At 72.2% G+C, this 25,131-nt stretch carries 23 protein-coding genes; 9 read left to right on the forward strand and 14 right to left on the reverse strand.

Going from position 1 to position 25,131, the window contains the following annotated elements:
* Nucleotides 1–31: 31 nt before the first annotated feature.
* Complete coding sequence (dusB, locus tag ACIGO6_RS02605) at nt 32–1,165, forward strand: tRNA dihydrouridine synthase DusB (protein WP_399870210.1); 1,134 nt, start codon at nt 32–34, stop codon at nt 1,163–1,165.
* On the opposite strand, the gene ACIGO6_RS02610 is transcribed toward dusB, so the two are convergent.
* Entirely contained in the window at nt 1,166–2,926 is a 1,761-nt protein-coding gene (locus ACIGO6_RS02610) for a CDP-alcohol phosphatidyltransferase (RefSeq protein WP_399870213.1), read from the reverse strand.
* Between the two features lie 481 nt (nt 2,927–3,407).
* Between ACIGO6_RS02610 and ppdK the strand changes: the two genes are divergently transcribed.
* Entirely contained in the window at nt 3,408–6,137 is a 2,730-nt protein-coding gene (gene ppdK / locus ACIGO6_RS02615; RefSeq protein WP_399870216.1) for a pyruvate, phosphate dikinase, read from the forward strand.
* Nucleotides 6,138–6,278: 141 nt separating this feature from the next.
* On the opposite strand, the gene ACIGO6_RS02620 is transcribed toward ppdK, so the two are convergent.
* Complete coding sequence (locus ACIGO6_RS02620) at nt 6,279–6,734, reverse strand: LAETG motif-containing sortase-dependent surface protein (RefSeq protein ID WP_399870219.1); 456 nt, start codon at nt 6,732–6,734, stop codon at nt 6,279–6,281.
* Nucleotides 6,735–6,944: 210 nt separating this feature from the next.
* Between ACIGO6_RS02620 and ACIGO6_RS02625 the strand changes: the two genes are divergently transcribed.
* Nucleotides 6,945–7,880, forward strand: a complete 936-nt coding sequence (locus ACIGO6_RS02625; protein ID WP_399870222.1) for an oxidoreductase — start codon at nt 6,945–6,947, stop codon at nt 7,878–7,880.
* Between the two features lie 11 nt (nt 7,881–7,891).
* Here ACIGO6_RS02625 and ACIGO6_RS02630 read toward each other — a convergent pair whose 3' ends face one another.
* From ACIGO6_RS02630 to ACIGO6_RS02660, 7 genes are all read right to left on the reverse strand, one after another.
* A complete protein-coding gene (locus ACIGO6_RS02630) occupies nt 7,892–9,046 on the reverse strand; it encodes an alkaline phosphatase PhoX (protein ID WP_399870225.1) in 1,155 nt (384 codons plus the stop codon).
* A gap of 137 nt (nt 9,047–9,183) precedes the next feature.
* A complete protein-coding gene (locus tag ACIGO6_RS02635; protein WP_399870227.1) occupies nt 9,184–10,131 on the reverse strand; it encodes an SMP-30/gluconolactonase/LRE family protein in 948 nt (315 codons plus the stop codon).
* 136 nt (nt 10,132–10,267) lie between these two features.
* On the reverse strand, nt 10,268–11,035 hold the full coding sequence (locus ACIGO6_RS02640; protein WP_399870230.1) for an SDR family NAD(P)-dependent oxidoreductase: 768 nt from the start codon (nt 11,033–11,035) through the stop codon (nt 10,268–10,270).
* A gap of 90 nt (nt 11,036–11,125) precedes the next feature.
* Nucleotides 11,126–11,710 carry a TetR/AcrR family transcriptional regulator gene (locus ACIGO6_RS02645; protein WP_399870233.1) on the reverse strand — a complete coding sequence of 195 codons (585 nt, stop codon included), beginning with the start codon at nt 11,708–11,710 and terminating at the stop codon, nt 11,126–11,128.
* A 48-nt stretch (nt 11,711–11,758) separates the two neighbouring features.
* The gene (gene nirD, locus ACIGO6_RS02650; RefSeq protein WP_399870236.1) at nt 11,759–12,124 is read right to left on the reverse strand and encodes a nitrite reductase small subunit NirD; all 366 of its coding nucleotides are present in this window, start codon (nt 12,122–12,124) and stop codon (nt 11,759–11,761) included.
* A complete protein-coding gene (gene nirB, locus ACIGO6_RS02655) occupies nt 12,121–14,736 on the reverse strand; it encodes a nitrite reductase large subunit NirB (RefSeq protein WP_399870239.1) in 2,616 nt (871 codons plus the stop codon). The genes nirD and nirB overlap by 4 nt, the downstream gene beginning before the upstream one ends.
* Nucleotides 14,736–15,953: an NAD(P)/FAD-dependent oxidoreductase gene (locus tag ACIGO6_RS02660; RefSeq protein ID WP_399870243.1), complete on the reverse strand. Its 1,218-nt coding sequence runs from the start codon at nt 15,951–15,953 to the stop codon at nt 14,736–14,738. Before ACIGO6_RS02660 ends, nirB begins: the two co-directional genes overlap by 1 nt.
* A gap of 179 nt (nt 15,954–16,132) precedes the next feature.
* Between ACIGO6_RS02660 and ACIGO6_RS02665 the strand changes: the two genes are divergently transcribed.
* Together ACIGO6_RS02665 and ACIGO6_RS02670 are read left to right on the forward strand one after the other, a co-directional pair.
* Nucleotides 16,133–16,915, forward strand: coding sequence for a sulfite exporter TauE/SafE family protein (locus ACIGO6_RS02665; protein WP_399870246.1), 783 nt, complete (start codon nt 16,133–16,135; stop codon nt 16,913–16,915).
* Between the two features lie 142 nt (nt 16,916–17,057).
* Nucleotides 17,058–17,411 (forward strand): hypothetical protein, encoded by a 354-nt coding sequence (locus ACIGO6_RS02670; protein ID WP_399870248.1) that lies wholly within the window; start codon nt 17,058–17,060, stop codon nt 17,409–17,411.
* Between the two features lie 17 nt (nt 17,412–17,428).
* On the opposite strand, the gene ACIGO6_RS02675 is transcribed toward ACIGO6_RS02670, so the two are convergent.
* Nucleotides 17,429–18,586, reverse strand: a complete 1,158-nt coding sequence (locus tag ACIGO6_RS02675) for an FAD-dependent monooxygenase (RefSeq protein ID WP_399870250.1) — start codon at nt 18,584–18,586, stop codon at nt 17,429–17,431.
* An 83-nt stretch (nt 18,587–18,669) separates the two neighbouring features.
* Here ACIGO6_RS02675 and ACIGO6_RS02680 point away from each other — a divergent pair, with 83 nt between their 5' ends.
* Nucleotides 18,670–19,227 (forward strand): TetR/AcrR family transcriptional regulator, encoded by a 558-nt coding sequence (locus ACIGO6_RS02680; RefSeq protein WP_399870254.1) that lies wholly within the window; start codon nt 18,670–18,672, stop codon nt 19,225–19,227.
* 40 nt (nt 19,228–19,267) lie between these two features.
* Here ACIGO6_RS02680 and ACIGO6_RS02685 read toward each other — a convergent pair whose 3' ends face one another.
* Nucleotides 19,268–20,158 carry an NAD(P)-dependent oxidoreductase gene (locus ACIGO6_RS02685; RefSeq protein WP_399870257.1) on the reverse strand — a complete coding sequence of 297 codons (891 nt, stop codon included), beginning with the start codon at nt 20,156–20,158 and terminating at the stop codon, nt 19,268–19,270.
* Nucleotides 20,159–20,295: 137 nt separating this feature from the next.
* Here ACIGO6_RS02685 and ACIGO6_RS02690 point away from each other — a divergent pair, with 137 nt between their 5' ends.
* Entirely contained in the window at nt 20,296–20,685 is a 390-nt protein-coding gene (locus ACIGO6_RS02690) for a winged helix-turn-helix transcriptional regulator (protein ID WP_399871581.1), read from the forward strand.
* Here the strand turns inward: ACIGO6_RS02690 and ACIGO6_RS02695 are convergent.
* Complete coding sequence (locus tag ACIGO6_RS02695; protein ID WP_399870259.1) at nt 20,623–21,261, reverse strand: class F sortase; 639 nt, start codon at nt 21,259–21,261, stop codon at nt 20,623–20,625. The two genes, ACIGO6_RS02690 and ACIGO6_RS02695, sit on opposite strands and share 63 nt — an antisense overlap.
* Nucleotides 21,262–21,402: 141 nt before the next feature.
* On the reverse strand, nt 21,403–21,936 hold the full coding sequence (locus ACIGO6_RS02700; protein WP_399870262.1) for a hypothetical protein: 534 nt from the start codon (nt 21,934–21,936) through the stop codon (nt 21,403–21,405).
* Nucleotides 21,937–22,227: 291 nt separating this feature from the next.
* Here ACIGO6_RS02700 and ACIGO6_RS02705 point away from each other — a divergent pair, with 291 nt between their 5' ends.
* Nucleotides 22,228–22,815, forward strand: a complete 588-nt coding sequence (locus ACIGO6_RS02705) for an NADPH-dependent FMN reductase (protein WP_399870265.1) — start codon at nt 22,228–22,230, stop codon at nt 22,813–22,815.
* A 75-nt stretch (nt 22,816–22,890) separates the two neighbouring features.
* On the opposite strand, the gene ACIGO6_RS02710 is transcribed toward ACIGO6_RS02705, so the two are convergent.
* Nucleotides 22,891–24,534 carry a M4 family metallopeptidase gene (locus tag ACIGO6_RS02710; RefSeq protein ID WP_399870267.1) on the reverse strand — a complete coding sequence of 548 codons (1,644 nt, stop codon included), beginning with the start codon at nt 24,532–24,534 and terminating at the stop codon, nt 22,891–22,893.
* A gap of 174 nt (nt 24,535–24,708) precedes the next feature.
* Between ACIGO6_RS02710 and ACIGO6_RS02715 the strand changes: the two genes are divergently transcribed.
* A complete protein-coding gene (locus ACIGO6_RS02715; protein WP_399870269.1) occupies nt 24,709–25,128 on the forward strand; it encodes a gamma-glutamylcyclotransferase family protein in 420 nt (139 codons plus the stop codon).
* Nucleotides 25,129–25,131: the final 3 nt, after the last annotated feature.

Consider the following 25,131-nt stretch of genomic DNA (forward strand, 5'->3'; position numbering starts at 1 on the left):
TTACCAAGTCATTGCACGGCACAATGGAGGCATGTCCACGCCCCTGCAGATCGGTCCGCACACCGTCCAGCCGCCCGTCGTCCTCGCCCCCATGGCCGGGATCACCAACGCCCCTTTCCGCACGCTGTGCAGGGAGTTCACCGGTGGCAAGGGCCTGTTCGTGAGCGAGATGATCACGACCAGGGCGCTGGTCGAGCGCAACGAGAAGACCATGCAGCTGATCCACTTCGACGCGACCGAGACACCGCGCTCGATCCAGCTGTACGGCGTCGACCCGGTGACCGTCGGCAAGGCCGTCCGCATGATCGCGGAGGAGGACCTCGCCGACCACATCGACCTGAACTTCGGCTGCCCCGTGCCCAAGGTGACCCGCAAGGGCGGCGGCTCGGCCCTCCCGTACAAGCGGAACCTGCTGCGGGCCATCGTCCGCGAGGCCGTCACCGGCGCCGGTGACCTGCCCGTCACGATGAAGATGCGCAAGGGCATCGACGACGACCACCTCACCTACCTCGACGCCGGCCGGATCGCCGTCGAGGAGGGCGTGACCTCCATCGCCCTGCACGGCCGCACCACCGCCCAGCACTACGGCGGCACCGCCGACTGGGACGCCATCGCCCGCCTGAAGGAGCACGTCCCGGAGATCCCCGTGCTGGGCAACGGCGACATCTGGTCCGCCGAGGACGCGCTGCGGATGGTGCGGGAGACCGGCTGCGACGGCGTCGTGGTCGGCCGCGGCTGCCTGGGGCGGCCGTGGCTCTTCGCCGACCTGGTGGCCGCCTTCGAGGGGCGTACGGAGGACTACGTCCGGCCCACGCTGCGCGAGGTCGCCGACGTGATGGTCCGGCACGCCACCCTGCTCGGCGAGTGGATCGGCGACGAGGCGCGCGGCGTCATCGACTTCCGCAAGCACGTCGCCTGGTACCTCAAGGGCTTCGCGGTCGGCTCCGATATGCGCAAGCGGCTCGCCATCACCTCCTCCCTGGAGGCGCTGCGGGCCGGGCTGGACGAGCTGGACCTCGACCAGCCCTGGCCGACCGGCGCCGACGGCCCCCGCGGCCGTACCTCCGGCAACAACCGCGTCGTCCTGCCGGACGGCTGGCTGAAGGACCCGTACGACTGCGCGGGCGTCGGCGAGGACGCGGAGCTGGACACCTCCGGCGGCTGATCAGCCCTTGGTGGGGTGCGGTGTGGAGCCGTACGCCGTCAGGAAGCGGTCGCGGAAGGAGCTCATCTTCCACACCGGGGCGTCCCGGGCCGGCTCGAGGCCCTCCGTCCAGTTCCAGTCGTCGATCGCGTCGAGCACCTTCGGGTCCCTGGCGACGATCGAGACGGGGACGTCCCGGCTCGCCCTGTCGCCGCTGACCCGGGCGAGTGGCTGGTGGTCGCCGAGGAAGACGAGGACCGTGTCGTCGGTGCCGTAGCGCTCCAGCCACTGGGTGAGGCTGGTGACCGAGTACTGGACCGACCTGCCGTACTCCTCCTTCGACCGGGTGGTGTCGGCGATGATGTCGGACGCCTTCACGCCCGACTTCTCGATGCCGTCGAACACCGAGCCGTCGCCGATCTCGTCCCAGTCGACCATCCGCGGGATCGGCGCCCAGGGCTGGTGGCTGGAGGTCAGGATGATCTCCGCCATCAGCCGCTTGTCGCGCTTCCTGCCGTGCTCCAGGCGCTGGAAGGCCTCCAGCGCGTACTGGTCCGGCATGGTCGACCAGCTGAACTTCGGGCCCTCGTAGCCGACGTCGAACGCGTCGTAGACCTTGTCGAGCCCGTACCACTCCGCCTCCGGCCACGCCTTCTGCACCCCCGGCATGACGCCGACCGTGTCCCAGGCGCCGGTCTTCCGGAAGGCCTCGGTGAGGGTGAGGTGGTCGCCCGCGGTGACGGTGCGGTAGCGCTGCTGGTTGTCGACCCACAGGCCCGACAGGAACGTGGAGTGGCCGAGCCAGCTGCCGCCGCCGTACGTCGCCGACGTCAGCCAGCCGCTCCGGGCCCGGAACCCCGCCCGCGCCAGCGCGTCGGCGCCCGTGTCGAGCGCCCGGCCCACGCCGGGCGCCATCACCGGGTCCTCGAGGGCGCTGCGGCCGTAGCTCTCGACGAACGCGAAGATCACGTCCTTGCCGCGCAGGTCCGGCACCAGCTGTGCGCCGGGCGTGGCGCCGAAGCGGTCCGCCTTCGCCTCCCGCGCGAACGCCGCCTCGTCCCGCAGCGTGTCCACCACCCGGTGCGCCTGCGCCCGGGCCGCCGCGGAGGCGCCCTGGGTGGCGACCGGCACGCCGAAGGTCTGCACGCCCAGTGCCGAGCAGGTCAGCCACACGGTGGCCGTGATCAGCGCGCCCCGGGCCGCCCGCTCCCGGTGCGTGGCGAGCAGCTCGCCGAGCCTGACCGTCGCCAGGGCCATGAGCACCAGCAGGAGCAGGACGCCGGTGACCGCGCCGACGGCGGCCCAGGTCGCCGCCGCCCCGCCCATCGAGTCCGCGACGTACGACTGGGCGTCGTCGAGCAGCCCCCAGTCCAGGACGACGTTGAAGCCCCGGCCCAGGTACTCGGTGAAGCCCATGTCGAGCAGGTTCAGCACGGTCAGCGCGCCGAGGCCGAGCCCGAGCAGCACGGCCAGCACCAGCCGCGGCACGCGTGGCAGGCAGAGGAGCAGCACCGCCCCGACGACCGCCTCCGCCGGGATCCGGACGAAGCGGTTCGGCTCCAGGGCGACGAACGTGTTCGGCAGCAGCAGCGCCCCGAGGACGAGGACGGCGGCGAGGGCGGTGGTGGTGCGGCGCAGGGCGAGGGCGGTGCGCGGGTGCCGGGTGCGCCAAGAGCGCCAGTGGGCGAGGCGGGCCTGGAGGGACGGGTGGGCGACGGGTTCGGGTGTGTCGGGGTCCTCGGTGGTCCGCGGTAGTCGGCGGAAAGGCGTGATGACAGGCACCCGGGGGTCCTTCCGTACGAAACCCGATGGAGGCGGGCCCCGGCGAGGGGGCCGGGCCCGCCGCAGTGTCGTACGTCCGCCGTGAGCAGTCTGTTCAGACGTCCCGCATGGTGAAATCCGGCGGGCTGTGGCAGCGTGATTCTCGCCACCTCTGATAGGGGGAGTGCTCAGATGAGCGGATCTTGGGCGAGTCCACTTCTCAAAGCGTGGCACTCAGTGCCACGCCATGATCGTTCATCGATCGAACTCAAACGTAGAGAATGCCGCTCAGGTGAGCGGCTGAGAAGGGTCTACGGGGGTTGATGCGTTCAAGAAGTGAAAACACAAGCAGTCGGTCGCTTGCCAAGCCTTGACTTTCAATCCGCTGGCGGACGAGTGGTTACAGGCACATGACGCGCAAGTGGACGTACCCAGGTGCCTTCGATCTGGGTACATTCCTCGCCGTCAGGGCAGCCACCGCGTCCTCGAGGAGTCGAGACCCGTGTCGGAAAACAAAGAACCTCAGGTGACGAACGCAACCAAGTTCGTTTACGACTTCACCGAGGGCAACAAGGACCTCAAGGACCTCCTCGGCGGCAAGGGCGCCAACCTCGCCGAGATGACCAACCTGGGTCTTCCGGTCCCTCCCGGCTTCACCATCACCACCGAGGCCTGCAAGACCTACCTCGACAGTGGCGAGGAGCCGGCGGCACTGCGTGACGAGGTGAGTGCGCACCTCGACGCCCTCGAGCAGAAGATGGGCAAGAAGCTCGGCCAGGCCGACGACCCCCTCCTCGTGTCGGTCCGCTCCGGAGCCAAGTTCTCCATGCCCGGCATGATGGACACGGTCCTCAACATCGGCCTCTCCGACAAGTCGGTGCAGGGCCTGGCCCAGCAGGCCGGCGACGACCGCTTCGCGTGGGACTCCTACCGCCGCCTGATCCAGATGTTCGGCAAGACCGTCCTCGGCGTCGACGGCGACCTCTTCGAGGAGGCGCTGGAGGCGGCGAAGGCGGCCAAGAAGGTCACGGTCGACACCGAGCTGGAGGCCGCCGACCTCAAGAAGCTCGTCACCAAGTTCAAGAAGATCGTCAAGACCGAGGCCGGCCGGGACTTCCCGCAGGACCCGCGCGAGCAGATGGACCTCGCCATCAAGGCGGTCTTCGACTCCTGGAACGGCGAGCGCGCCAAGCTCTACCGCCGCCAGGAGCGCATCCCGCACGACCTGGGCACCGCCGTCAACGTCTGCTCCATGGTCTTCGGCAACCTCGGCCCCGACTCCGGCACCGGCGTCGCCTTCACCCGCGACCCCGCCTCCGGCCACCAGGGCGTCTACGGCGACTACCTGCAGAACGCCCAGGGCGAGGACGTCGTCGCGGGCATCCGCAACACCGTCCCGCTGGCGGAGCTGGAGCAGATCGACAAGAAGTCGTACGACCAGCTGATGCAGATCATGGAGACGCTGGAGAACCACTACCTGGACCTCTGCGACATCGAGTTCACCATCGAGCGCGGCCAGCTGTGGATGCTCCAGACCCGCGTCGGCAAGCGCACGGCGGGCGCGGCCTTCCGCATCGCCACCCAGCTCGTCGACCAGGGCCTGATCGACGAGGCCGAGGCCCTCCAGCGCGTCAACGGCGCCCAGCTCGCCCAGCTGATGTTCCCCCGCTTCGACGAGGACGCCAAGGTCGAGAAGGTCGGCCGGGGCATCGCGGCCTCGCCGGGCGCGGCGGTCGGCAAGGCGGTCTTCGACTCGTACACCGCCGTCAAGTGGTCCCGCTCGGGCGAGAAGGTCATCCTGGTGCGCCGGGAGACCAACCCCGACGACCTGGACGGCATGATCGCCGCCGAGGGCATCCTGACCTCGCGCGGCGGCAAGACCTCCCACGCGGCCGTGGTCGCGCGCGGCATGGGCAAGACCTGTGTCTGCGGCGCGGAGGAGCTGGAGGTCGACACCAAGCGCCGCCGGATGACCGTGCCCGGCGGGCACGTCGTCGAGGAGGGCGACGTGATCTCCATCGACGGTTCGTCCGGCAAGGTCTACCTCGGCGAGGTCCCGGTCGTGCCGTCGCCGGTCGTCGAGTACTTCGAGGGCCGCATGCACGCGGGCGCCGAGGACGCCGACGAGCTGGTCGAGGCCGTGCACCGCATCATGGCCTTCGCCGACCGCAAGCGCCGGCTGCGGGTGCGCGCCAACGCCGACAACGCCGAGGACGCGCTGCGCGCCCGCCGGTTCGGCGCCCAGGGCATCGGCCTGTGCCGCACCGAGCACATGTTCCTCGGCGACCGGCGCGAGCTGGTGGAGCGGCTGATCCTGGCCGACACCGAGGCCGAGCGCGAGGAGTCCCTGAAGGAGCTGCTCCCGCTCCAGAAGCAGGACTTCGTCGAGCTGTTCGAGGCGATGGACGGCCTCCCGGTCACCATCCGCCTCCTCGACCCGCCGCTGCACGAGTTCCTGCCCGACATCACCGAGCTGTCGGTCCGCGTGGCGCTCGCCGAGTCCCGCCAGGAGCCGCACGAGAACGAGCTGCGCCTGCTCCAGGCGGTCCACCGCCTGCACGAGCAGAACCCGATGCTGGGTCTGCGCGGCGTACGCCTCGGCCTGGTCATCCCCGGCCTGTTCACCATGCAGGTGCGGGCCATCGCCGAGGCCGCGGCCGAGCGCAAGGCGGCCAAGGGCGACCCGCGGGCCGAGATCATGATCCCGCTGGTCGGCACCGTCCAGGAGCTGGAGATCGTCCGCGAGGAGGCCGACCAGGTCATCGCCGAGGTCGAGGCCGCCACCGGCGCGAGGCTCAAGCTGTCCATCGGCACGATGATCGAGCTGCCGCGCGCCGCGCTGACCGCCGGCCAGATCGCGGAGGCCGCGGAGTTCTTCTCGTTCGGCACCAACGACCTGACCCAGACGGTCTGGGGCTTCAGCCGGGACGACGTGGAGGCCTCGTTCTTCACGGCGTACCTGGAGAAGGGCATCTTCGGCGTCTCCCCGTTCGAGACCATCGACAAGGACGGCGTCGGCTCCCTGGTCGCCGCCGCCGCGAAGGCCGGCCGCGCCACCCGCCCCGACCTGAAGCTCGGCGTCTGCGGTGAGCACGGTGGCGACCCGGAGTCCGTCCACTTCTTCCACGAGGTGGGTCTGGACTACGTCTCCTGCTCCCCGTTCCGGATCCCGGTGGCCCGCCTGGAGGCCGGCCGCGCGGCGTCGCAGTCGAAGGGCAGCGACCACCGGTAAGCCCCTGAGCGGGGCCTCATGCCCCGGAGCCGCCGTCTGTCACCCGACCACCCTCACCGATCGGCGGCGGCTCCGGTCCACGGGAAAAGGCGGCACCCTTGTGCGGGGGTGCCGCCTTTGCCGTTCTTGTCGTGTCTCGCGTCAGCGGGTGCCGTTGCTCCGGCGCCTGTTCACCGCCAGCAGCAGGCCGCCGCCGGCGAGGACGACGACGGCGCCGCCCGCCGCGAGGTACGGCGTGCTGTCGTCGCCGCCGGTCTCGGCCAGGTCGGCGCCCTGCTGCCCGGCGGCCTCCTCCGCGCCGGCCTCGCCGCTCCCGGCGTTCCCCTTGTCCCCGCTGCCCGCGCCCTCGTCGCTGTCCTTGTCGTCGGCGGGCACGAAGCCGGCGGGCGGCTTGTCGCAGCCGACGCCGTCCTTGTCGCGGTCCAGGTGCTCGCCGTAGTGCTCGTCGCCCTTCTTGATGTTGCTGTATCCCGCGTCGTACGCCTCGGTGCAGTTCTTGAACGGGTGGGTGCCTTCGTGCGCCTGGGCGGCGGTCGGCAGGGCGGCCAGGGCCACGGCGGCGACGGCCACGGCGGCGGGCTTGCTGAGCAGCTTCATCGAGAGTCCTTGAATCGTGAACGGTGAAGGGGGACGGGTGAGTGGTGTGGATGAGCGGATATGAGGTGACGAAGCTATTCAGACGCCGACGATGTGGAGGAGATATGAAGGAGCTGTGATGCGAACGTGATGTGACCGAAGGGTAACTCTCGGCTCCCGTGCGCCGGACGCGTACGGTGAGAGGGGGCCTGATCCGGGAAGGAGCCGTGGATGACCGGCTGGAACGTGGGCGACATCCCCGACCTGGACGGGCGCGTCGCCGTCGTCACGGGCGCCAACAGCGGCCTCGGCTACGTGGTGTCCCGGGAACTGGCACGCAAGGGGGCGCGTGTGGTGCTCGCCTGCCGCAGCGAGGCGCGGGGGAGCACGGCCGTGGAGCGCCTCGTCGGCGAGGTGCCGGACGCCGCGGTGGAACTGGCGCGGCTGGACCTCGGCGACCTGGCCTCGGTCCGCGAGTTCGCGTACGGGCTGCCGTACAAGCGGGTCGATCTCCTCGTCAACAACGCCGGGGTGATGGCGCTGCCCTACGGCACGACGGCGGACGGCTTCGAGACCCAGTTCGGCGTCAACCACCTGGGCCACTTCGCCCTCACCGGTCTGCTGCTGCCCACCCTGCTCGCCACGCCGGGCGCCCGCGTCGTGACCGTCTCCAGCTTCGTGCACGCGCTGGCCAACATCGATCCGCGCGACCTCAACGGCGTACGGCGCTACGGGCGCTGGAGCGCCTACGCCCGCTCCAAGTCCGCCAACCTGCTCTTCACCCACGAGCTGGCGCGCCGGCTCGCGGCCCTGGACGGCGGGACGGACCTGAGCGCCGTCGCCGCCCATCCCGGGTACGCCGAGACCAACCTGCAGACCGCGGGGCCGCGCGCCGAGGGGCGCCGGCTCGCCGAGCGGCTGATGCTGCTGGCCAACCGGGCCGTCGCCCAGAGCGCCGAGGCGGGCGCCCTGCCCGTCCTGTACGCGGCGACCGCGCCCGGCGTGCCCGCCGACTCCTTCACCGGCCCGTCCTTCGCGATGTGGCGCGGGGCGCCCGCACCGTCCTGGCGGGCGCCCTGGACCCTCGACGACGCGATGGGGGAGCGGCTGTGGGCCGCCTCCGAACGGCTGACGGGGGTCACGTACCAGGCGCTGAAGGCGGCCTGAGCGTCACACCGCTACGCCCGGAACGGTCCGCGCACCTCGTAGGTGATCCCGCCGGACGAGCTCCCGCTCGTGCCCCGCTGGCTGGAGAAGTACAGCCGGGTGCCGTCGGGCGAGAACGCCGGGCCGGTGATCTCCGAGCCGGACTGGCCGTCGATGCGCAGGAAGGGGGCGATCACGTCGCTCGGCGTGATCACGCAGATCTCCATGTTGCCGCCGTCCTCCGCCACGAACAGGTCGCCGGAGGTGCTGCCGGTGACGTTGTCCACGCCGGTCAGCGGGGCCGTGCCGGACGTCACCAGGGAGTCGTCGTAGGCCAGCTCGACGGTCTGGGCGGCCGCGTTGTACTGCCAGACGCGGTTGTCGCCCTTGGTGGTGAACCAGCAGGTGTCGTCGGCGTAGTAGCAGCCTTCGCCGCCGTTGAACCGTTTGGCGCCGGAGACCTGGCTGCGGGTGGCCGTCGCGCCGGTCGGGTCGGGGACCCTCGCCCACGTCACCGGCCCGCTGGTGGCCGAGCCCGCCACCAGCACCTCCAGCGTGCCGGAGGACAGGTCGCCCCAGGTCGTGGGGCGGAAGCGGTAGAAGCAGCCGTCACTGACGTCCTCCGTCAGGTAGACGACCTTGCGGACCGGGTCGGCCGCCGCCGCCTCGTGCTTGAAGCGGCCCATGGCGTCCCGCCGCACCGCGGCCTTCACGCCCCACGGGTCGGTCTCGTAGACGTAGCCGCGGTCCACCTCCTCGCAGGACAGCCAGGTGTTCCACGGCGTCCTGCCGCCCGCGCAGTTCTGCCGGGTGCCGGACAGCACGCGGTACGCCGAGGTGATCGCCCCGGTGGACGAGAACTTCACCGCGCTCGCCCCGCCGGACGGGTTGATCTCCGAGTTGGAGACGTAGATCCAGCCGGAGCCGTCCGCGTAGCAGGCGCCGCCGTCCGGCGCGTTGTGCCAGGTGTACGAGGTGCCCGCGACCTTCTGGCCGGAGCGGGCGATCACCCTGCTGGTGAAGCCGGCCGGCAGTCTGATGCCGTTGGCGTCGGGTGAGCCGAGCGCCCCGTAGGGGCCGCTGCCGGGCTGTGCGGGGGCGGCGTACGCGGCACCGCGCCACAGGGTTCCACCGAGGACGGCCGAGCCGCCGACGATGGCCGTGCGCAGGAGGGTACGACGTTCCACTGCTGCCTCCGGGGGTGATGACCGGCCCCGCCGCCGGACGGCGGCGGGAGCGTGCGGCTACGGACCCTAGAGGCGCTCGGTTGACGGTTCATGGACAATCCGTGACGGCTGGGCGGCGTGCTCCCCCGGTGGACGCCTCAGCGGTTCACCGCCACCGCCGTGAACGTCGTCCCGGGCGTCTGCGGGCTGGTGAAGCGCGCGTTGACGAGGTAGAGGCGGTCTCCGAAGGGTGCGGCGGTGGCGGGGACGTCGAAGCGGGGGTCGGTGATCGTGCGCCGCAGGGCCGCCCTGCCCGCGCTCGCGTCCAGGTCCCACACACTGACCAGGTTGAGCCGGTTCTGTACGACGTACAGCGTGCGGCCGACGCGGACCAGGCCGTCGCCGTTGAGGACGTCGTCCGCGCCGGACAGCCGGATCCGGGTGGCGCGGCCGGTCCGGAGGCTGACGCGGTACAGCTCGCCCGGGGTGCTCCTGACGACGATCAGGCCCCGCCCGTCGGGGGTGGAGACGACTCCGTTGGCGTTGATGACCTCCGGCGTCTGCTCCCAGTCGCCGGTCAGCGGGAGGGCGCGCACGTCGCCGCGCCGGCCGCGCGGGACGCCGTACAGGACGGGCCCGTAGGAGTCGGTGAACCAGGCCCGGTCCTCGTGGAGGATCACGTCGTTGACGAAGTGGCCGGTGGCTTCGGTGAGTCGGTGGGTGCGCAGCAGCCTGCCGGTGCGGGAATCGACGATCCGCGCCGTGCCGCCGCCGCCCCCGGCGACGTACAGCAGGCCGTCGTCGTCCAGCTTCAGGCCGATGGCCACGAGGCCGGTGCCGCCCGCGTGGACGACCCGGCCCTCGCCGGTGCGCAGGTCGGTGCGGTAGACGGCACCGTTGGCGCGCGAGCCCATGTAGGCGTACGGGCCGCGCCCGATGGTGATGCCCTCGGGCAGCCAGCCGTCGGGGAGCGGGAACAGCGCCGGCCAGGCGGCTCCGCGGGCGGTGGCCGCCGCCGGGGCGGCGCCCGCGACCGCAGTGAAAGCGGCGACGGCGGCACCGCCGAGCACCGTGCGTCGGGACGGCCGGGGATGGTTCCGCGTCATGGTGCGACCTCCGATGAGGGAAGGGCGTGGGACTCGATCAAACCCGACGGACTCCGGTGGACACGGCGAAACGGCCGTGTCCGACAGGAAATCGACAGCGGACCGACCCCGGCAGCGGACCGCCCCCGGGAGCGGCTCAGGCCGTCTGGCCGCCGTCCACCACCAGCTCGGTGCCCACCACCGACGCCGCGTCGTCGGACGCCAGGTACAGCACGGCAGCCGCGACCTCCTCCACCGCGGAGACCCGGCCGAGCGGCGTCTCGCCCCGCATGCGCTCGGTCCGGCCCGCCTCCGTCTCGCCGGGCCGCAGGGACATCGAGGTGGCCGTGGCGCCCGGGCTGACGGCGTTGATGCGCACGCCGTCCGCGATGTGGTCCAGGGCGGCGCCCCGGGTGAGCACCGAGACGGCGGCCTTGGTGGCGGCGTAGGCGGTGGCGCCGGGACTGCGCTTGTGCACGCCGAACGTGGAGGCGATGTTCACGATCGCGCCGCCGCCCGGCTGGGTGCGCATCTGGCGGACCTCCGCCTGGAGGGCGAGGAACACACCGGTGACGTTGATGTCGAGCTGCGCCTGCCAGTCCTCCTCGGGCAGGTCGGCCACGGGGGTTCCACCGCGGAAGACGCCCGCGTTGTTGACGGCCACGTCGAGGGAGCCGAAGTGGGCGACGGCGGCGTCCACGACGGCCCGTACGTCGGTGGCACGGGACACGTCGGCGGTGACGGCCAGCGCCTTGCCGCCTGCCTCCTCGATGCGGGCCACCGTCTCGTCGAGCGGCTCCCGCCGGCGACCGGCGACGACGACGTGCGCGCCCTCGGCGGCGAGGGCGAGGGCGACGGCACGTCCGATGCCGGAGCCCGCGCCGGTGACGAGGGCGGTCCTGTCGGTGAAGCGCTGGGTGGTCATGAATCTCCCCTTTTCCTGACCCATTTTCTTGACCGATCGGTTCATTATCAGGGTGTGTGCAGACCCCTCTGCGGAGGGGGTTCCGGTGCCTCAGTCGAGCAGTGCCAGTGCCTGTTCCGCCGCGTCCCGCACCCGTGCCGGGTCCGGTGACGCCTTCCCGACCACCCGCAGCCCCTGGAGCAGTACCAGCAGCATGCGGGCGAGGGTCAGCGGATCGCGTCCGGCGGGCAGTTCGCCCTGGGCGCGGGCTCGGGCCAGCGCCGTGTGCAGCGCGGTCTCCAGCTGGTCCCAGTTGCGCTCCACCCGTCGCGCCGCGGCCGGGTCGTGGGCGGCCAGCTCGGCGGCGGTGTTGGTCACGAAGCAGCCGCGTTCCCGCGAGCCTTCCGCGGTCGCCTCGGCGGCGTAGCGGCGCACCAGGGCCCGCACGCCCGGCAGGGCGGCGCCCGGCCGGGACAGGTCCTCCAGCAGGTCCGGAAGCAGTCCCTGCTCGTAGCGCGCCAGCGCCTTCAGGTACAGCTCGCGCTTGTTGCCGAAGGTCGCGTAGATACTGGCGCGCCCGACGCCGAGGTGCTCCACGAGGTCGGACATCGACGTCGCCTCGTAGCCGCGCTGCCAGAACAGCTCCAGGGCTGCCCGCAGCGCGGCGTCCGGATCGAACTCCTTGGTCCTGGCCACGTGTCGCAGCCTAGACCTTTATGAAACGGTCGGTCAAGAAAGGTTGGCTCAGGCCGCCTTCACCTCGTACGTCTCCACCCGCACCGCCTCGTCGTCCAGGCACTCCCCGGTGGCGAGGTCGAAGCGCTGCTTGAGCAGCGGGGAGGCGACGAACGGGCGGCCCTGGTGGGTGCCGGTCAGGCCGCGGGAGAGGACCGCCGCGCCGGTGAACGGGTCGCGGTTGTCGATGGCGTACAGCTCACCGCCCCGGTCGCGGAACAGGGCCACCTGGCCGCCGTCCGGCAGCAGGGCCGCGACGCCCCGGCCGGGGAGCAGGGCGCCGAGGTCGCAGGCCGTGAACCAGTCGTCCGTCAGCCGGAGCCGGACCTTGAGGTCGGTCGTCTCGGGCGCCAGGGACTCGGGTGCCAGGGTCATCGCCGGGTGCTTCCTTCCAGGAGGTCGTCTTCCGAGGGGCGCCGCAGGCCGATGTTCAGCAGCGGCAGGTCGGGCTTCATCTGGTCGCGCTCGGGCACGAAGCCCACGACCGGGTCGGGGGTGTCGGGCGCGTTCACGAAGGACACGAACCGGGCCAGCTTCTCCGGGTCGTTGATGGTCTCGGCCCACTCGTCGCGGTAGTGCGCGACGTGGGCCCGCATCAGGGACTCCAGTTCGTCGCAGATGCCGAGCGAGTCGTGCACGACCACGTCGCGTACGTGGTCCAGGCCGCCGGGGATGCGCTCCAGCCAGGTGGAGGTGCGCTCCAGCTTGTCGGCGGTGCGGATGTAGAACATCAGGAACCGGTCGATCAGGCGGACCAGTTCGGCGTCGGACAGGTCCTGCGCGAGCAGGTCCGCGTGGCGCGGGGTGGCGCCGCCGTTGCCACCGACGTACAGGTTCCAGCCGTTGGAGGTGGCGATGACGCCGAAGTCCTTCGACTGTGCCTCGGCGCACTCGCGGGCGCACCCGGAGACCGCCGACTTGAGCTTGTGCGGGGACCTGAGCCCCCGGTAGCGCAGCTCCAGGTCGATCGCCATGCGCACCGAGTCCTGGACGCCGTAGCGGCACCAGGTCTGGCCCACACAGGACTTCACCGTCCGCAGCGACTTGCCGTACGCGTGCCCGGACTCGAAGCCGGCGTCCACCAGCCGCGCCCAGATCACCGGCAGCTGCTCGACACGGGCGCCGAACATGTCGATGCGCTGACCGCCGGTGATCTTCGTGTAGAGCCCGAAGTCACGGGCGATCTCGCCGATGACGATCAGCTTCTCCGGGGCGATCTCACCGCCGGGGATGCGGGGGACGACCGAATACGAACCGTTCTTCTGGAGGTTGGCCAGGAAGTGGTCGTTGGTGTCCTGGAGCGCCGCCTGCTCGCCCTCCAGGACGTAGCCGCTCGCGCCGATCGTCGGGGCGAGGGAGGCGATGATCGAGCCGACCGCCGGCTTGCAGACCTCGCAGCCGTCGCCGCCCCGGGCGCCCTCGCGGCCGTGCCGGTCGAGCAGCTCGCGGTAGGAGGTGATCCGCAGGGCGAGGACGATCTCGTACAGCTCCTCGCGGGTCTGCGCGAAGCAGCCGCACAGGCCCTTGTCGACCTCGACGCCGCTCGCCTCCAGCTCGGCGGTGACCAGCTGGCCGAGCACCTTGACGCAGGAGCCGCAGCCGGTGCCGGCCTTGGTGCACTTCTTCACCTCGGGCACGGTCGTGCACTGGTGGTCGGTGACCGCGCCGCGGATCGTGCCCTTGGTGACGTTGTGGCAGGAGCAGATCACCGCGTCGTCGGGGAGCGCGGACGGGCCCAGCTGGGCCGGAGCCCCGGCACCGGCGGGCAGGACGAGCGACTCGGGGGAGACCGGCGGGACCGAACCGGTGAAGGCGCGCAGGGTGCCGTACGCCTCGGCGTCACCGACCAGGATGCCGCCGAGCAGGGTGCCGTCGCGGCCGACGACCAGCTTCTTGTACAGCCCCGCGCGGGAGTCGGAGTAGACGACGTCGAGGCAGTCCTCGGCGGTGCCGTGCGCGTCGCCGAAGGACGCCACGTCCACGCCGAGCAGCTTCAGCTTGGTGGACAGGTCGGCGCCGGTGAAGGACGCCTCCTGGGCCGCGATGGTGGCGGCGGCCGTCTCGGCCTGCTCGTACCCGGGCGCCACCAGCCCGTACACCCGCCCGTCGGCGGCCAGCGCGCACTCGCCGATCGCGAACACGCGCTCGTCGGTGACCGTGCGGCACTGCTCGTCGACCGTGATGCCGCCGCGCTCGCCGACCGCCAGACCGCAGTCGCGGGCCAGCTGGTCGCGGGGGCGGACACCGGCGCTGAACACGACCAGGTCGGTGGCGAGTTCGGAGCCGTCGGACAGCTTCATGCCGGTGACGGCGCCTGATGCGTCGTCGACCACGATCTCCTGGGTGCCGACGCCCGTGTGGACGGACAGGCCCATGTCCTCGATGGTGCGCAGCAGCGCCGCGCCGCCGCCCTCGTCGACCTGGACCGGCATCAGACGGGGCGCGAACTCCACGATGTGCGAGGTGAGTCCGAGGCCCTTGAGAGCGCCCGCCGCCTCCAGGCCGAGCAGCCCGCCGCCGACCACCGCGCCGGTCGTCGCGGTCTTGGCGTACGCCTCGATGGCGAGGAGGTCCTCGATCGTCCGGTAGACGAAGCAGCCCTCGGCGTCCTTCCCGGGCACCGGCGGCACGAACGGGTAGGAGCCGGTGGCCAGCACCAGTACGTCGTAGTCGACGACCAGACCGGAGCGGGCGGTCACCCGGCGCGCCGCGCGGTCGACGGTCTCGGCCGGGTCACCGACGTGCAACTCGATGCCGTGCCGCTCGATGAAGGCCAGGTCGGTCATCGACAGGTCCTCGGGGGTCTTGCCCGAGAAGTACGAGGTGAGCTGGACGCGGTCGTAGGCCGGGCGCGGCTCCTCGCACAGCACGACCACGCGGTGCGTGGCGGTCAGGCCGCGCTCGGCGAGCGCCTCGAGGAAGCGCTGGCCGACCATGCCGTGGCCGACGAGCACGAGGGTGGGGGTGGGCCCCGGGGTGGCGGTCATCAGGAGCCTCCGTCATTGGTGAGCAGGTGGAGCAGGGGGCCGCCGTCGGAGGGGAGCGGCTCTGCTCCCTCCCAGGCGCGCGCCAGCGCGCCGACGGTGCCGAGTTCGCCGACCAGGACCCCGCCCACCAGCCGGTCGTCACGGACGACGACCTTGCGGTAGGTGCCCCGGGTGGCGTCGGCGAGCTGCACGACGTCGTCGCCGGGGCGGGGGTCGGTCTCGCCGAACGCGGCGAGGTCGAAAGGACTGTCCGGCCCGGTGAGGGTGAGCCGGGTGAGGGAGCGGGTGCCGGTGTAGCGGGCGGTGTCGCTCCCGGCGAGCAGCTCGGCCAGCGCGCCGGCCTGTTCCAGGGCGGGCGTGGCCAGCCCGTACACCCGGTCGGCGTGCTGGGCGCAGTCGCCGATCGCGCGGATGTGCGGGTCGGAGGTGCGCAGCTCGTCGTCGACGAGGATGCCCTTGCCGACGTCCAGGCCCGCCTCCTGGGCGAGGCCGACGCGCGGCCGGACCCCGCAGGCGAGGACGACCAGGTCGGCGCCGAGGGCGTACCCGTCGCCCATCTCCACCGACCGCACCGCCCCGCCGACGCTGCGTACGTCCCGTACGCGGCACTCGGTGTGCACCTCGACGCCGAGGTCCTCCAGATGGCGCCGGACGAGCGCGGAGGCGGCCGGGTCGAGCTGGCGCTCCATGAGCCGCTCGGACTGCTGGGCGAGGACGACCTGGGCGCCGCGCACGGCCAGCGCGCGGGCCGCGGAGACCCCGAGGAGCCCGCCGCCTATGACGACCGCCCGCACTCCCGGCCGTACCGCCTTGGACAGGCCCAGGCAGTCGTCCATGGTGCGGAACGCGTGCACGCCCTCCGGCAGTTCGCGGTCCGGGGTGAACAGGCCGCGCAGCGGCGGCAGCACGGCGTTGGAGCCGGTGGCCAGCACCAGCGTGTCGTATGCGATCAGGGAGCCGTCGGCGCACCGGACGGTCCGCCCGGCCCGGTCGATGCCGGTGACCCGGGCGCGGGTCAGCTCCGCGGGCGCCGGCAGGGCGATCACCTCGGGGCTGTACCGTCCGGCCAGCACCTCGGCGAGCAGCACCCGGTTGTACGGGCGGTGCTCCTCGTCGCCGACCAGCAGCGCGGGCGTGCCGAGCTCACCGAGCCGCCGGGCGAGCGTCACGCCCGCGAGTCCGGCGCCGATCACCACCACACGCGAATTCGAGGTCATGGCATCGAGCGTGCGGTGCGGGTGTTACCCGGTGGCATCACCTCTGTTTCCCGCGGGGAACGCTGCCCTCAGCGGGGGTGGGGGGCGGGTGTGAGGGCGGGGGCGTCGGGATGTCGGGAACCTCAGAAGTAGCTCATCTCGATGGACGGCACATCCACCCCGTCCATAGGGTCGCGATCATGCCCGACATATCGCTGACCACCATCGTTCTGCTCTGTCTCGCGGCCCTCGCCGCGGGCTGGATCGACGCGGTGGTCGGCGGTGGCGGGCTGCTGCTCCTGCCCGCGCTGCTGCTGGGCCTGCCCGCCGGGACTCCGGCCGCCCACGCGCTGGGCACCAACAAGGCGGTCGCCATCGTCGGCACCACGGGCGCGGCGGTGACCTACGTCCGCAAGGCCCCGGTGGACGTCCGTACGGCCGTACGCATCGGCCTGGCGGCGCTGGCCGGATCGTCGGGCGGGGCCTTCTTCGCGGCCGGGATGAGCACCGAGGTGCTCAAGCCGGTGATCATGGTGGTGCTGCTCGCGGTGGCGGCCTTCGTGATCCTGCGCCCCACCTTCGGCACCGCCCCCGCCACCGGCCCGGCCACCCGCCGCCAGATCCTCGCCGCGATCGGCCTCGCGGGCCTCGGCATCGGCTTCTACGACGGCCTCATCGGCCCCGGCACCGGCACGTTCCTCGTCCTGGCGCTCACCGCGGTCCTCCACCTGGACCTGGTCGCCGCCTCCGCGACCGCGAAGATCGTCAACTGCTGCACCAACGCGGGCGCCCTCGCCACCTTCGCCTGGCAGGGCGCCGTCCTGTGGCAACTGGCCGTCCTGATGGCCGCCTTCAACCTGGCCGGCGGCATGTTCGGCGCCCACACGGCCCTCAAGCGGGGCAGCGGCTTCGTCCGCGTGGTCCTGCTGACGGTGGTCTTCGCCCTGGTGGCGAACCTGGCGTATGAGCAGTGGGTGGCGTAAGGAGGGCAGAGGGCGCCCGTGGGGCCCGTCGCGCCACGGCCGGCCGGGGAGCGGAACTCGGTGGCTGCCGAACTCGCGGTGCCGGTATGGTCCGGTCTCCCGACTCGCCGTACCGGCGGCCGACGTTGAGAGAGCGATGCACATGACCAGCCGGCAGGCAACGACGACCCTGTGGCGCCCCACCGGCCCCAAGGAGCTGGACCTGGTTCGTGAGCTGAACCGGCGTGCGTGGCCGCCTCGGCTGCCCGAGCAGCCGATCTTCTATCCGGTCCTCAATGAGGACTACGCGATCAGGATCGCGCGGGACTGGAACGTGAAGCACGACGGCGCCGGCTTCGTCACCCGTTTCGAGGTCGAGTCGGAGTTTCTGAGCCGGTATCCCGTCCAGCAGGCGGGCGGACGGACGATCCTCGAGCTCTGGGTTCCGGCCGCGGAGCTGGACGAGTTCAACGCTCACATCGTCGGTGAGATCCAGGTGGTCCACGAGTTCCGCTGAGGCGGGGAGGCTCGGGGTCAGGTCAGGTGCGGCGGAACCCAGGCGTGGTGTCGGAGGAGCATGCGCATGGTGATCCGGGACGGGGTCAGTCGCATCGCCGAGTTCCGCAGGGCGACGGCCACGGGGTGGGAGAGTTGCTGGCCCATCCGCCCGGCCTGTCCCGCGGCCCGCGCGACGGCCTGGCTGCGCGGTCGGCGTTCGGCGTCGTAGCGGGCGAGCGCGGTCTCGACAGTGGGCTCGGTGCCGAGCGCGGCCGCCAGCACGACCGCGTCCTCCAGCGCCTGGCAGGCACCCTGCCCCAGATGGGGGGTCATCGCGTGGGCCGCGTCGCCGAGCAGAGCGATCCGGCCGATCGCGTACGAGGGGAGTGGCGTGCGGAGTTCGTTGACATCGTGGTGCAGCACGGCGGCGGGCCGGGTCGCTCCGAGCAGTGCGGGGATCGGGTCGTGCCAGTGGTGGAACCGTCGGCGCAGTTCGGTCAGTGGGTCGGCGAACCGGGTTCCGGCGGGGAGGCTGAGAACGGCATGCCATTCGGCACGCCCGTCCAGGAAGGCGATGTGCCCGAACTCCACGCCTCGGCCCCAGGTCAGCTCGAAGTCGGTGGGCAGATCGACAGCGTGCTCGGTGATGGCGCGCAGCACGGTCGAGCCGCTGTGGACCGGGCCGGGGTGGGCCGGGAAGAGACGATTGCGGACCTTGCTGCCGATGCCGTCGGCCGCCACCACCAGATCGGCGTCCAGCACCGTGTCGCCGCAGCCGACTCGGACCGTCCCGGGGCCGATCTGCTCGACCGAGGTGGCCTCGGAGCCGATGCGCAGCGATGCGGCGGGCAGGGAGTCGCGGAGCAGCCGGTGCAAGGTGGAGCGGGGAATTCCCATGATTGGCGATCCCACCGCGTTCTCCAGCGCCGCACCGTCCATGCGGGCCAGCCGACGGCCTCGCGGCGTGCGGGTGCCGCCGCGGTACTGGCCTCGCGAGGCGTCCCGTACCGCCTCGCCGACTCCGAGTTCGTCCAGCGCGCGCAGGCCGTTGGCGGCCAGGGAGATACCTGCCCCCGCGTCCTCGAGCGTGGACGCGCGCTCGACGACCGTCACGTCCCATCCGATGCGGCACAGGCCGATCGCGGCGGCGAGCCCGCCGATGCCGCCGCCGACCACCACTGCCGTGCTGCCCATGCCGACACTCCGATCCTTCTACAGGTGTAGAAGGTGATCCTATCCAGGATCCAGGGCTCGCTCTACAGGTGTAGAAAGAGGGCATGACTTCGGACCGGCGCACCCTCCTTGCCGACTCGGCCATCGACGTACTCGCCGACGAAGGGATCCGCGGCCTGACCCACCGCGCCGTCGACCGCAGGGCCGCCATGCCGACCGGCACTACCTCGGCCTACTTCCGCACGCGCGCCGCGTTGCTCACCGCACTCGTCACGCGCCTGGTCCAACTCGACCAGGCGGAACTGCAGACGACGGCCGAACAGCTCGCGCCTCCGGGCACCGTCGAGGAACTGGTGAACGGCATGGCACTGCTCACCCGACAGCGACTCACCGGCGAGGGCCGCCGCCGCTCACTCGCCCGCTACGCCTGCGCCGTCGAGAGCGTCCGCGACCCGGAACTGCGCGAGATCCTCGTGCCCCGGGAGAACGCAGGCCGCGAGACCGTCCGGCTGTTCCTCGCCACGCACGGCGTCACGGACGTCGAGAACCGCACGCACACCCTGCTGACCTGCATCGACGGACTGGTCTTCGACCGGCTCGTCAACGGCGGTGAGGTGCAGCGCGACGCCTTGTACGGCCTGGTCGCCGCCGCACTGCGTTAGGCCTGTCCGGCGGATCAGACCACTGGAAAGCCGCGGCATCTCACCGCCGCAGGTCCAGCAGCTCCACCACCCCCGTGCCGTCCTCCTCCCCGTGGCCCTCGGCGAGCCGCCGTTCCATCAGGGCAATGTACGGCGTCAGCAGCTCCGGGCTCACGCCCTGCTCCTCGGCGGTGCGCAGGAGCGTCGCGTTGCCCGCCACCTGCATCGCGAGGTTGGAGACGACGCCCTTGGCGTAGTCGCCGCTCTCCATCTGGTCGGCGGCCAGGTGGGCCGAGCCGGCCATCGCGCCGAGCCACGACACCAGCAGCGGCGCGAAGTCCTTCGGGGCGATGTCCTCGGGGCGGATCAGCGCGAAGGCGTGCATGATGCCCGCGAACATGCCGGTCATCGCGCTCAGCAGCGCCACGTCGTGCAGCGCGGCGAAGCCCGCGTCCGCGCCGACGAAGCGGGCGCCGGCCGGGACGGCGAGGGTGTCGCGGTGCTCCTCGAAGAGGGCGGGGGAGCCGCTGTAGAAGACGTACGCGCCGGAGCCGGCGTCCCCGATCATCGGCGGTACGGCCATGATCCCGCCGTCCAGGAAACGGGCCCCGCGCGCCTCGGCCCAGGCGGCGCGGGTGCGGCCCTCGGCGGGGGTGCCGGTGGTCAGGTTCACCAGGTCCCGGCCGGTCAGGTCGGCGCCCTCCAGGGCCGCTCCGACCGAGGCGTCGTCGAGCAGACAGACGATCACCAGACGGCTCGCGGCCACCGCCTCGGCGGCGCTCGCGGCGACCGTCGCGCCGTCGGCCCCGAGGGCCTCGGCGCGGGCGGGGGTGCGGTTCCAGACGGTCACGGGGTGCCCGGCGGCGAGCCAGGCGCGGACGAGAGCGGTGCCCATGGCGCCGGCGCCGAGGACGGTGAGCGGAATACGGGAAGCGGATGCCTTGTCAGTCATGATGATCAGGCTGCGCCACGGGGTACGGCTGCTCAAGTACGCACTTGGAAGTGGGTGGTTACCCCGAGGGAAGCGTGCAGGCAGCACAGGTGGTCGGGCAGCGCAGGCAGTGGGACGGGGACGGGGTGGTGACGGGTATGGGCACGGCACGGCGGCCGGGAGCATACGTGTGCGGGGTCGACGCGGCGATGGACGTGATCGGCGGGAAGTGGAAGGTGCTGATCCTGTGGGCGCTCGGCGAGGGGACGTGTCGCTTCGGCGCGCTGCGCCGGGAGCTGCCCGGCGTGACCGAGAAGGTGCTCACCGCGCAGCTGCGGGAGCTGGAGGCCGACGGCATCGTGCACCGCGAGGAGTACGACGAGGTGCCGCCGCGCGTCGAGTACTCGCTGACCGCCCGGGGCATCGCCCTCAACGAGGCGCTGGCGCCGCTCGGCGCCTGGGGGAAGGCGAACGTGCTGAACGGCTCACCGGCTGCCGGTGAGGTGGGCGAAGACCACCACGTTGCCCTGGTACCCCGTACTGCGTGAGTAGTCGCCGCCGCAGGTGATGACCCGCAGCTCTGGGCGCGGCGCCGCGCCGTAGACCTTCTTGTCCGGGAAGTCCTTCGCGGCGTAGACCTCCACCGCGTCCACGGTGAACACCGCGACCCCTCCGTCGCGGCGGTCGACCTCGATCGTGGCGCCCTTCTTCAGTGCGCCGAGCCGGTAGAAGACGGCAGGGCCCTCGGCGTTGTCGACGTGTCCGGCGACGATGGCGGTGCCCCGCTCGCCGGGGGTGGTGCCGGACTCGTACCAGCCGGCGAGGTTCTTCTTCTCGGCGGGCGGGACGTCGAGGCTGCCCGACGGTGTCAGGCCGAGGCCGGTCAGGGGCGCGTCCACGCCGATCGCCGGGACGCGGATCCGGTCGGGCGGCGAGGGCGGCAGCGCCGGGGCGGCGGGCGCCTGCCCTGCCTGTCCGGCGCCGGTGCCGGTGCCGATGCCGGCCTGTGCGGCCGACGGCTGCGGCGGGGTCCCGGGCCCGGCGCCGGATATGAGCAGCCAGGTCCCGGAGCAGAAGGCGAGCGCGGTGACCGTCGCTATCGCGGTGTTGCCGACCCTGGGCATGACGACCCCTCTCCTTCGACGACCCCTCTTCGACGACCCCTCTCTTCGAGGGACCCCTGCCCCCTCCGGGCCGCGAGGGGCATCGGACCCGGAGGGGGTGGGGAAGTGCGGTACCGACGGACGGGCAGCGGAGGGTGCCCGTCAGATCCCGTCGCCTCTCGCCCGGCGATGCAGGAGCCAGGTACCGCCCGCGGCGGCGACGGCGAGAGCCGCCACACCGGCCGCGGTCTGCACGGGGTCGGAGCCAAGAGCGCCACCGACCCCCGTCTTCACGCTTCCTTTCGGGTACACCTGCGCATGCGCCGAGGTCAGCGTGACCACCAGGTCACCCGTCACCCGCCGCCCGCTGTCACCACAGGTCGCGACGATCTCGTACGTCCCCGGCTGCGCGCTCGGGGGCACCTCGAACTCCCCGGCCGACTCGCCCCCGGCCCCGCCCGGCGCCAGCGTGAACGTACCGGCGCCCACCGCACTGGCGTCACCGGCCGCCGCACCGCTCGCGCCGCACGCCGCCGTGTGCACGGTGGCCCGCTCGCCCGGCACGACCGAGGACGGGGACACCTCGAGAGCTCCGGTCGCCGCGGTCTCCTCGGCGTGTGCGGGCGCCGCGGTGGCGAGGCCGGCGGCCGCGACGGCGAGCGCGGTGCCGGTCAGCAGGCGGGCGGTACGTCGCATCGGTGCTCCTTGAGCTCTTCGGTGGCCCCTGCCCTACCGAGGAAAGTGGCACCGGGCGCCGTCCGCTCCCCGAGAGCTCGTCGGCAATGGGTTGAATGGGTGTCAGCCGTCCACCCGGTGACGCCGCGCGGCACGCCGTTTCGGCAGGTCACCGGCGGGTGACGGGCGGGTGCCGGAAAAGATCCCGAAGGGCGTACGGCGCGGGTGTGAACGGGTGACCGGCCCCCGTCGAGGAGATGCCCGGGGCTGCGACTTGACCTCAAGCTTTGTTGAGGTAGGAGGCTCTCCGGCATGAACACAGACACCGCACCGCTCCATGTGACCCTGCTCGTCGGCAGCAACCGCCACGGCCGTTTCGGCCCGGTCGTCGCCGACTGGCTCCTGGACCACCTCCGGGCCCACGACGACCTGGTCCCCGAGGTCGTGGACGTCGCCGGGACCGACCTGCCGACGACCCTCGCCCGGACCCCCGAGGCGCAGACCGCGCTGCAGGAGATCTCCCCCAAACTGGCCCGCGCCGACGCGTTCGTCGTGCTCACCCCCGAGTACAACCACTCGTTCCCGGCGGGCCTGAAGAACGTCATCGACTGGCACTACACCGAGTGGCGGGCCAAGCCCGTCGGCCTGGTCTCCTACGGCGGTCTGGCCGGCGGCCTGCGCGCCGCGGAGCACCTGCGGCAGGTCTTCGCCGAGCTGCACGCCGTCACGGTCCGCGACACCGTCTCCTTCCACAACGCGGGCGCGTCCTTCGACGACGCGGGCAGGCTCCTGGACCCGTCGGGGCCGGACGCGGCGGCCAAGACCATGCTGGACCAACTGGTCTGGTGGGGGCGGGCGTTGCGGGATGCGAAGGAGGTGCGGCCCTACGACGCCGCATAGCCGGCCGGCCTCCACGCGGCACGGCCGCCCCGGGGACGTTCCCGGGGCGGCCGTGAGCGGGTGCGCGAGGCCGGCTCAGCCCACGTTCACCGCGCTCCACGCCGCGCCCACCGCGGCGTACTCCGTGCTGTCGGCGCCGTACAGGTCCTGGGCCGCGCTCAGGGTGGCCGTGCGGGCGCCCGCGTAGTCCGTCGACGAGGTCATGTACACCGTGAGCGCCCGGTACCAGATGTCACCGAGCTTGTCCCGGCCGATCCCGGACACCGTCGAGCCGTCGCAGGTGGGCGAGTCGTGGGCCACGCCGCCCACGGTCTTCGCTCCGCTGCCCTCGGCAAGCAGGTAGGCGAAGTGGTTGGCGACCCCGGAGGAGTAGTGCACGTCGAGGTCGCCCACCGACGTGCTCCAGCAGTCGGCCGAACTGCCGTCCCTGCTGGGCTTGTCCATGTAGCGCAGGGCGTCGCGGCCGAAGCCGGAACGGACGACCTTCTCGCCGATCAGATAGTCCCCGGCGTCGGTGGAGTTGCCCGCGTGCCACTCCACCAGCGTGCCGAAGATGTCGGAGGTCGCCTCGTTCAGGCCGCCGGACTCGCCCGAGTACGTCAGCGCCGCCGTCGCCGACGTCACCCCGTGCGACATCTCGTGTCCGGCGACGTCCAGCGACACCAGCGGCCCGAAGGTGTTCCCGTCGCCGTCGCCGTACGTCATGCAGAAGCAACTGTCGTCCCAGAAGGCGTTGTTGTAGCGGTTGCCGTAGTGCACGCGGTTGTACGAGCCCTTGCCGTCGCCGGCGATGCCGCTGCGCCCGTGGACGTCCTCGTAGTAGTCCCAGGTCATGTCCGTGCCGTACTGCGCGTCCACCGCGGCCGAGGCACGGTCGGCCGGCGTGCCGGTGCCCCAGTGGTTGTCGGCGTCGGTGAACGGCGTCGCGGGCGCGCGGACCAGGCAGATGCCGAGGAAGCACAGGTCGGTCTGGTTCTCGGCGTCGCCGGTGTAGGTGTCGCCGCGCGTCGGGTCCTTGAGCTGGTACGACGCTCCCGACTGCGTCGTCTCCAGCGGCACCGTGCCGCCGTAGAGCGACCTGCCGTCGCCGGACGCCGACTCGATGGTGTCCCAGGCATCGATCCGGGCGCCCGTGCGCGCGTCGGTCAGCACGGTGCGGGCGACCGGGTTGCCGAGGGAGTCAAGCGCCGCCGCGTTGGTGCGCCAGGCCAGCTTCGGGGTGCCGTGCAGGGCGTCGACGACCAGCTGCGGCTTGGCGGTGAGCTTCTTCAGGAGCTCGCCCGGGTTGGCGGCGCGCAGGGCGTTCGCGGCCAGGTCGGCGGCCTTGGGCGCCGACAGCTTCGGCGTGACGGTGGGGAGGGAGACCGGGGCGCTCGTCGCGCGGTTCGCGCCGCGGTAGTCGCCGTCGGGGGAGAGGTGGACGACGAAGTCTCCGCCCAGGACGGGGAGTTCGCGGTAGGTGCGGTCGTAGCGGACGTGCTGGGTGCCGTCCTCGTCGACGATGACGTCGCGGACCTTCGTGTCCTGCGCCGGGGTCAGGCCGAGGCTCGTGGCGTGGTCCGCGAGGGCCGTCGCCGCGTGGTCGAGGGCGGCGGCGGGGGCCGGCCGGTCGGCGGCGCCGGCGCCGGGGGCGAGCGCGGCGACCAGGAGGGTCGCGGTACCGGCGGCGATGCCGGCGGTGGGGAGACGGGACCCTCGTGCGTGCCGTATTCGGCTCATCGGACTCCTTGGGGGGAGGAGCGCTTCGGGGCGCGTGGGGGAGGGGGGAGGCGCTGATGTTGAGGCGCTGATGTCCCCACAGGTTTAAGCGCGCATGACATGTCATGTCCATAACCCTGCCGTGAAGATCATGAGGGGCATGAGGGGAGACGTGAGGGGAGAGGATGACCCCTCGTGGACACCGCGCGACTCCCGTCCTTCGTCTACGGCACGCTGCGCCCCGGCGGCCGCTACCACGGCCCCTTCCTCGGCGGCCGCACCCGCGCCGAGGAACCGGCCCGCCTCACCGGCGCCGTGCTGTACGAGGGCCCCGGCTACCCGTACGCCGTCGAGGAACCGGGCGGCGTGGTGCGCGGCGACCTCGTCACCGCGGTGCCTCAGGCGTACGCCGACCTGCTCGCCGCCCTGGACCGGCTGGAGGAGTACGTGCCGGGCGACCCGCGCAACCTGTACGAGCGGGTGGCGAGGAACGTCGTGCGCGACCGCGACGGCTCGACCGTGCGCGCCTGGGTGTACGTCGCCGCCCCGGCGGTCGCGGCCCGACTGCGGGCCCGCGGCACACGCATCGAGGGCGGGGACTGGCCGGTGCGATGACCG

The organism is Streptomyces sp. NPDC053750 (genome assembly GCF_044544295.1).
Lineage (GTDB): Bacteria > Actinomycetota > Actinomycetes > Streptomycetales > Streptomycetaceae > Streptomyces.

Bases quoted from the DNA above. Each gene is read 5' to 3' on its own strand.
- nirB (WP_399870239.1), bottom strand. From the start codon at position 14,736: ATGACCGCCACCCCGGGGCCCACCCCCACCCTCGTGCTCGTCGGCCAC.
- ACIGO6_RS02710 (WP_399870267.1), bottom strand. From the start codon at position 24,534: ATGAGCCGAATACGGCACGCACGAGGGTCCCGTCTCCCCACCGCCGGC.
- ACIGO6_RS02620 (WP_399870219.1), bottom strand. From the start codon at position 6,734: ATGAAGCTGCTCAGCAAGCCCGCCGCCGTGGCCGTCGCCGCCGTGGCC.
- ACIGO6_RS02670 (WP_399870248.1), top strand. From the start codon at position 17,058: ATGACCAGCCGGCAGGCAACGACGACCCTGTGGCGCCCCACCGGCCCC.
- ACIGO6_RS02690 (WP_399871581.1), top strand. From the start codon at position 20,296: ATGGGCACGGCACGGCGGCCGGGAGCATACGTGTGCGGGGTCGACGCG.
- ACIGO6_RS02640 (WP_399870230.1), bottom strand. From the start codon at position 11,035: ATGACCACCCAGCGCTTCACCGACAGGACCGCCCTCGTCACCGGCGCG.
- dusB (WP_399870210.1), top strand. From the start codon at position 32: ATGTCCACGCCCCTGCAGATCGGTCCGCACACCGTCCAGCCGCCCGTC.
- nirD (WP_399870236.1), bottom strand. From the start codon at position 12,124: ATGACCCTGGCACCCGAGTCCCTGGCGCCCGAGACGACCGACCTCAAG.
- ACIGO6_RS02680 (WP_399870254.1), top strand. From the start codon at position 18,670: ATGACTTCGGACCGGCGCACCCTCCTTGCCGACTCGGCCATCGACGTA.
- ACIGO6_RS02685 (WP_399870257.1), bottom strand. From the start codon at position 20,158: ATGACTGACAAGGCATCCGCTTCCCGTATTCCGCTCACCGTCCTCGGC.
- ACIGO6_RS02675 (WP_399870250.1), bottom strand. From the start codon at position 18,586: ATGGGCAGCACGGCAGTGGTGGTCGGCGGCGGCATCGGCGGGCTCGCC.
- ACIGO6_RS02625 (WP_399870222.1), top strand. From the start codon at position 6,945: ATGACCGGCTGGAACGTGGGCGACATCCCCGACCTGGACGGGCGCGTC.
- ACIGO6_RS02660 (WP_399870243.1), bottom strand. From the start codon at position 15,953: ATGACCTCGAATTCGCGTGTGGTGGTGATCGGCGCCGGACTCGCGGGC.
- ACIGO6_RS02695 (WP_399870259.1), bottom strand. From the start codon at position 21,261: ATGCCCAGGGTCGGCAACACCGCGATAGCGACGGTCACCGCGCTCGCC.
- ACIGO6_RS02635 (WP_399870227.1), bottom strand. From the start codon at position 10,131: ATGACGCGGAACCATCCCCGGCCGTCCCGACGCACGGTGCTCGGCGGT.
- ACIGO6_RS02665 (WP_399870246.1), top strand. From the start codon at position 16,133: ATGCCCGACATATCGCTGACCACCATCGTTCTGCTCTGTCTCGCGGCC.
- ACIGO6_RS02705 (WP_399870265.1), top strand. From the start codon at position 22,228: ATGAACACAGACACCGCACCGCTCCATGTGACCCTGCTCGTCGGCAGC.
- ACIGO6_RS02700 (WP_399870262.1), bottom strand. From the start codon at position 21,936: ATGCGACGTACCGCCCGCCTGCTGACCGGCACCGCGCTCGCCGTCGCG.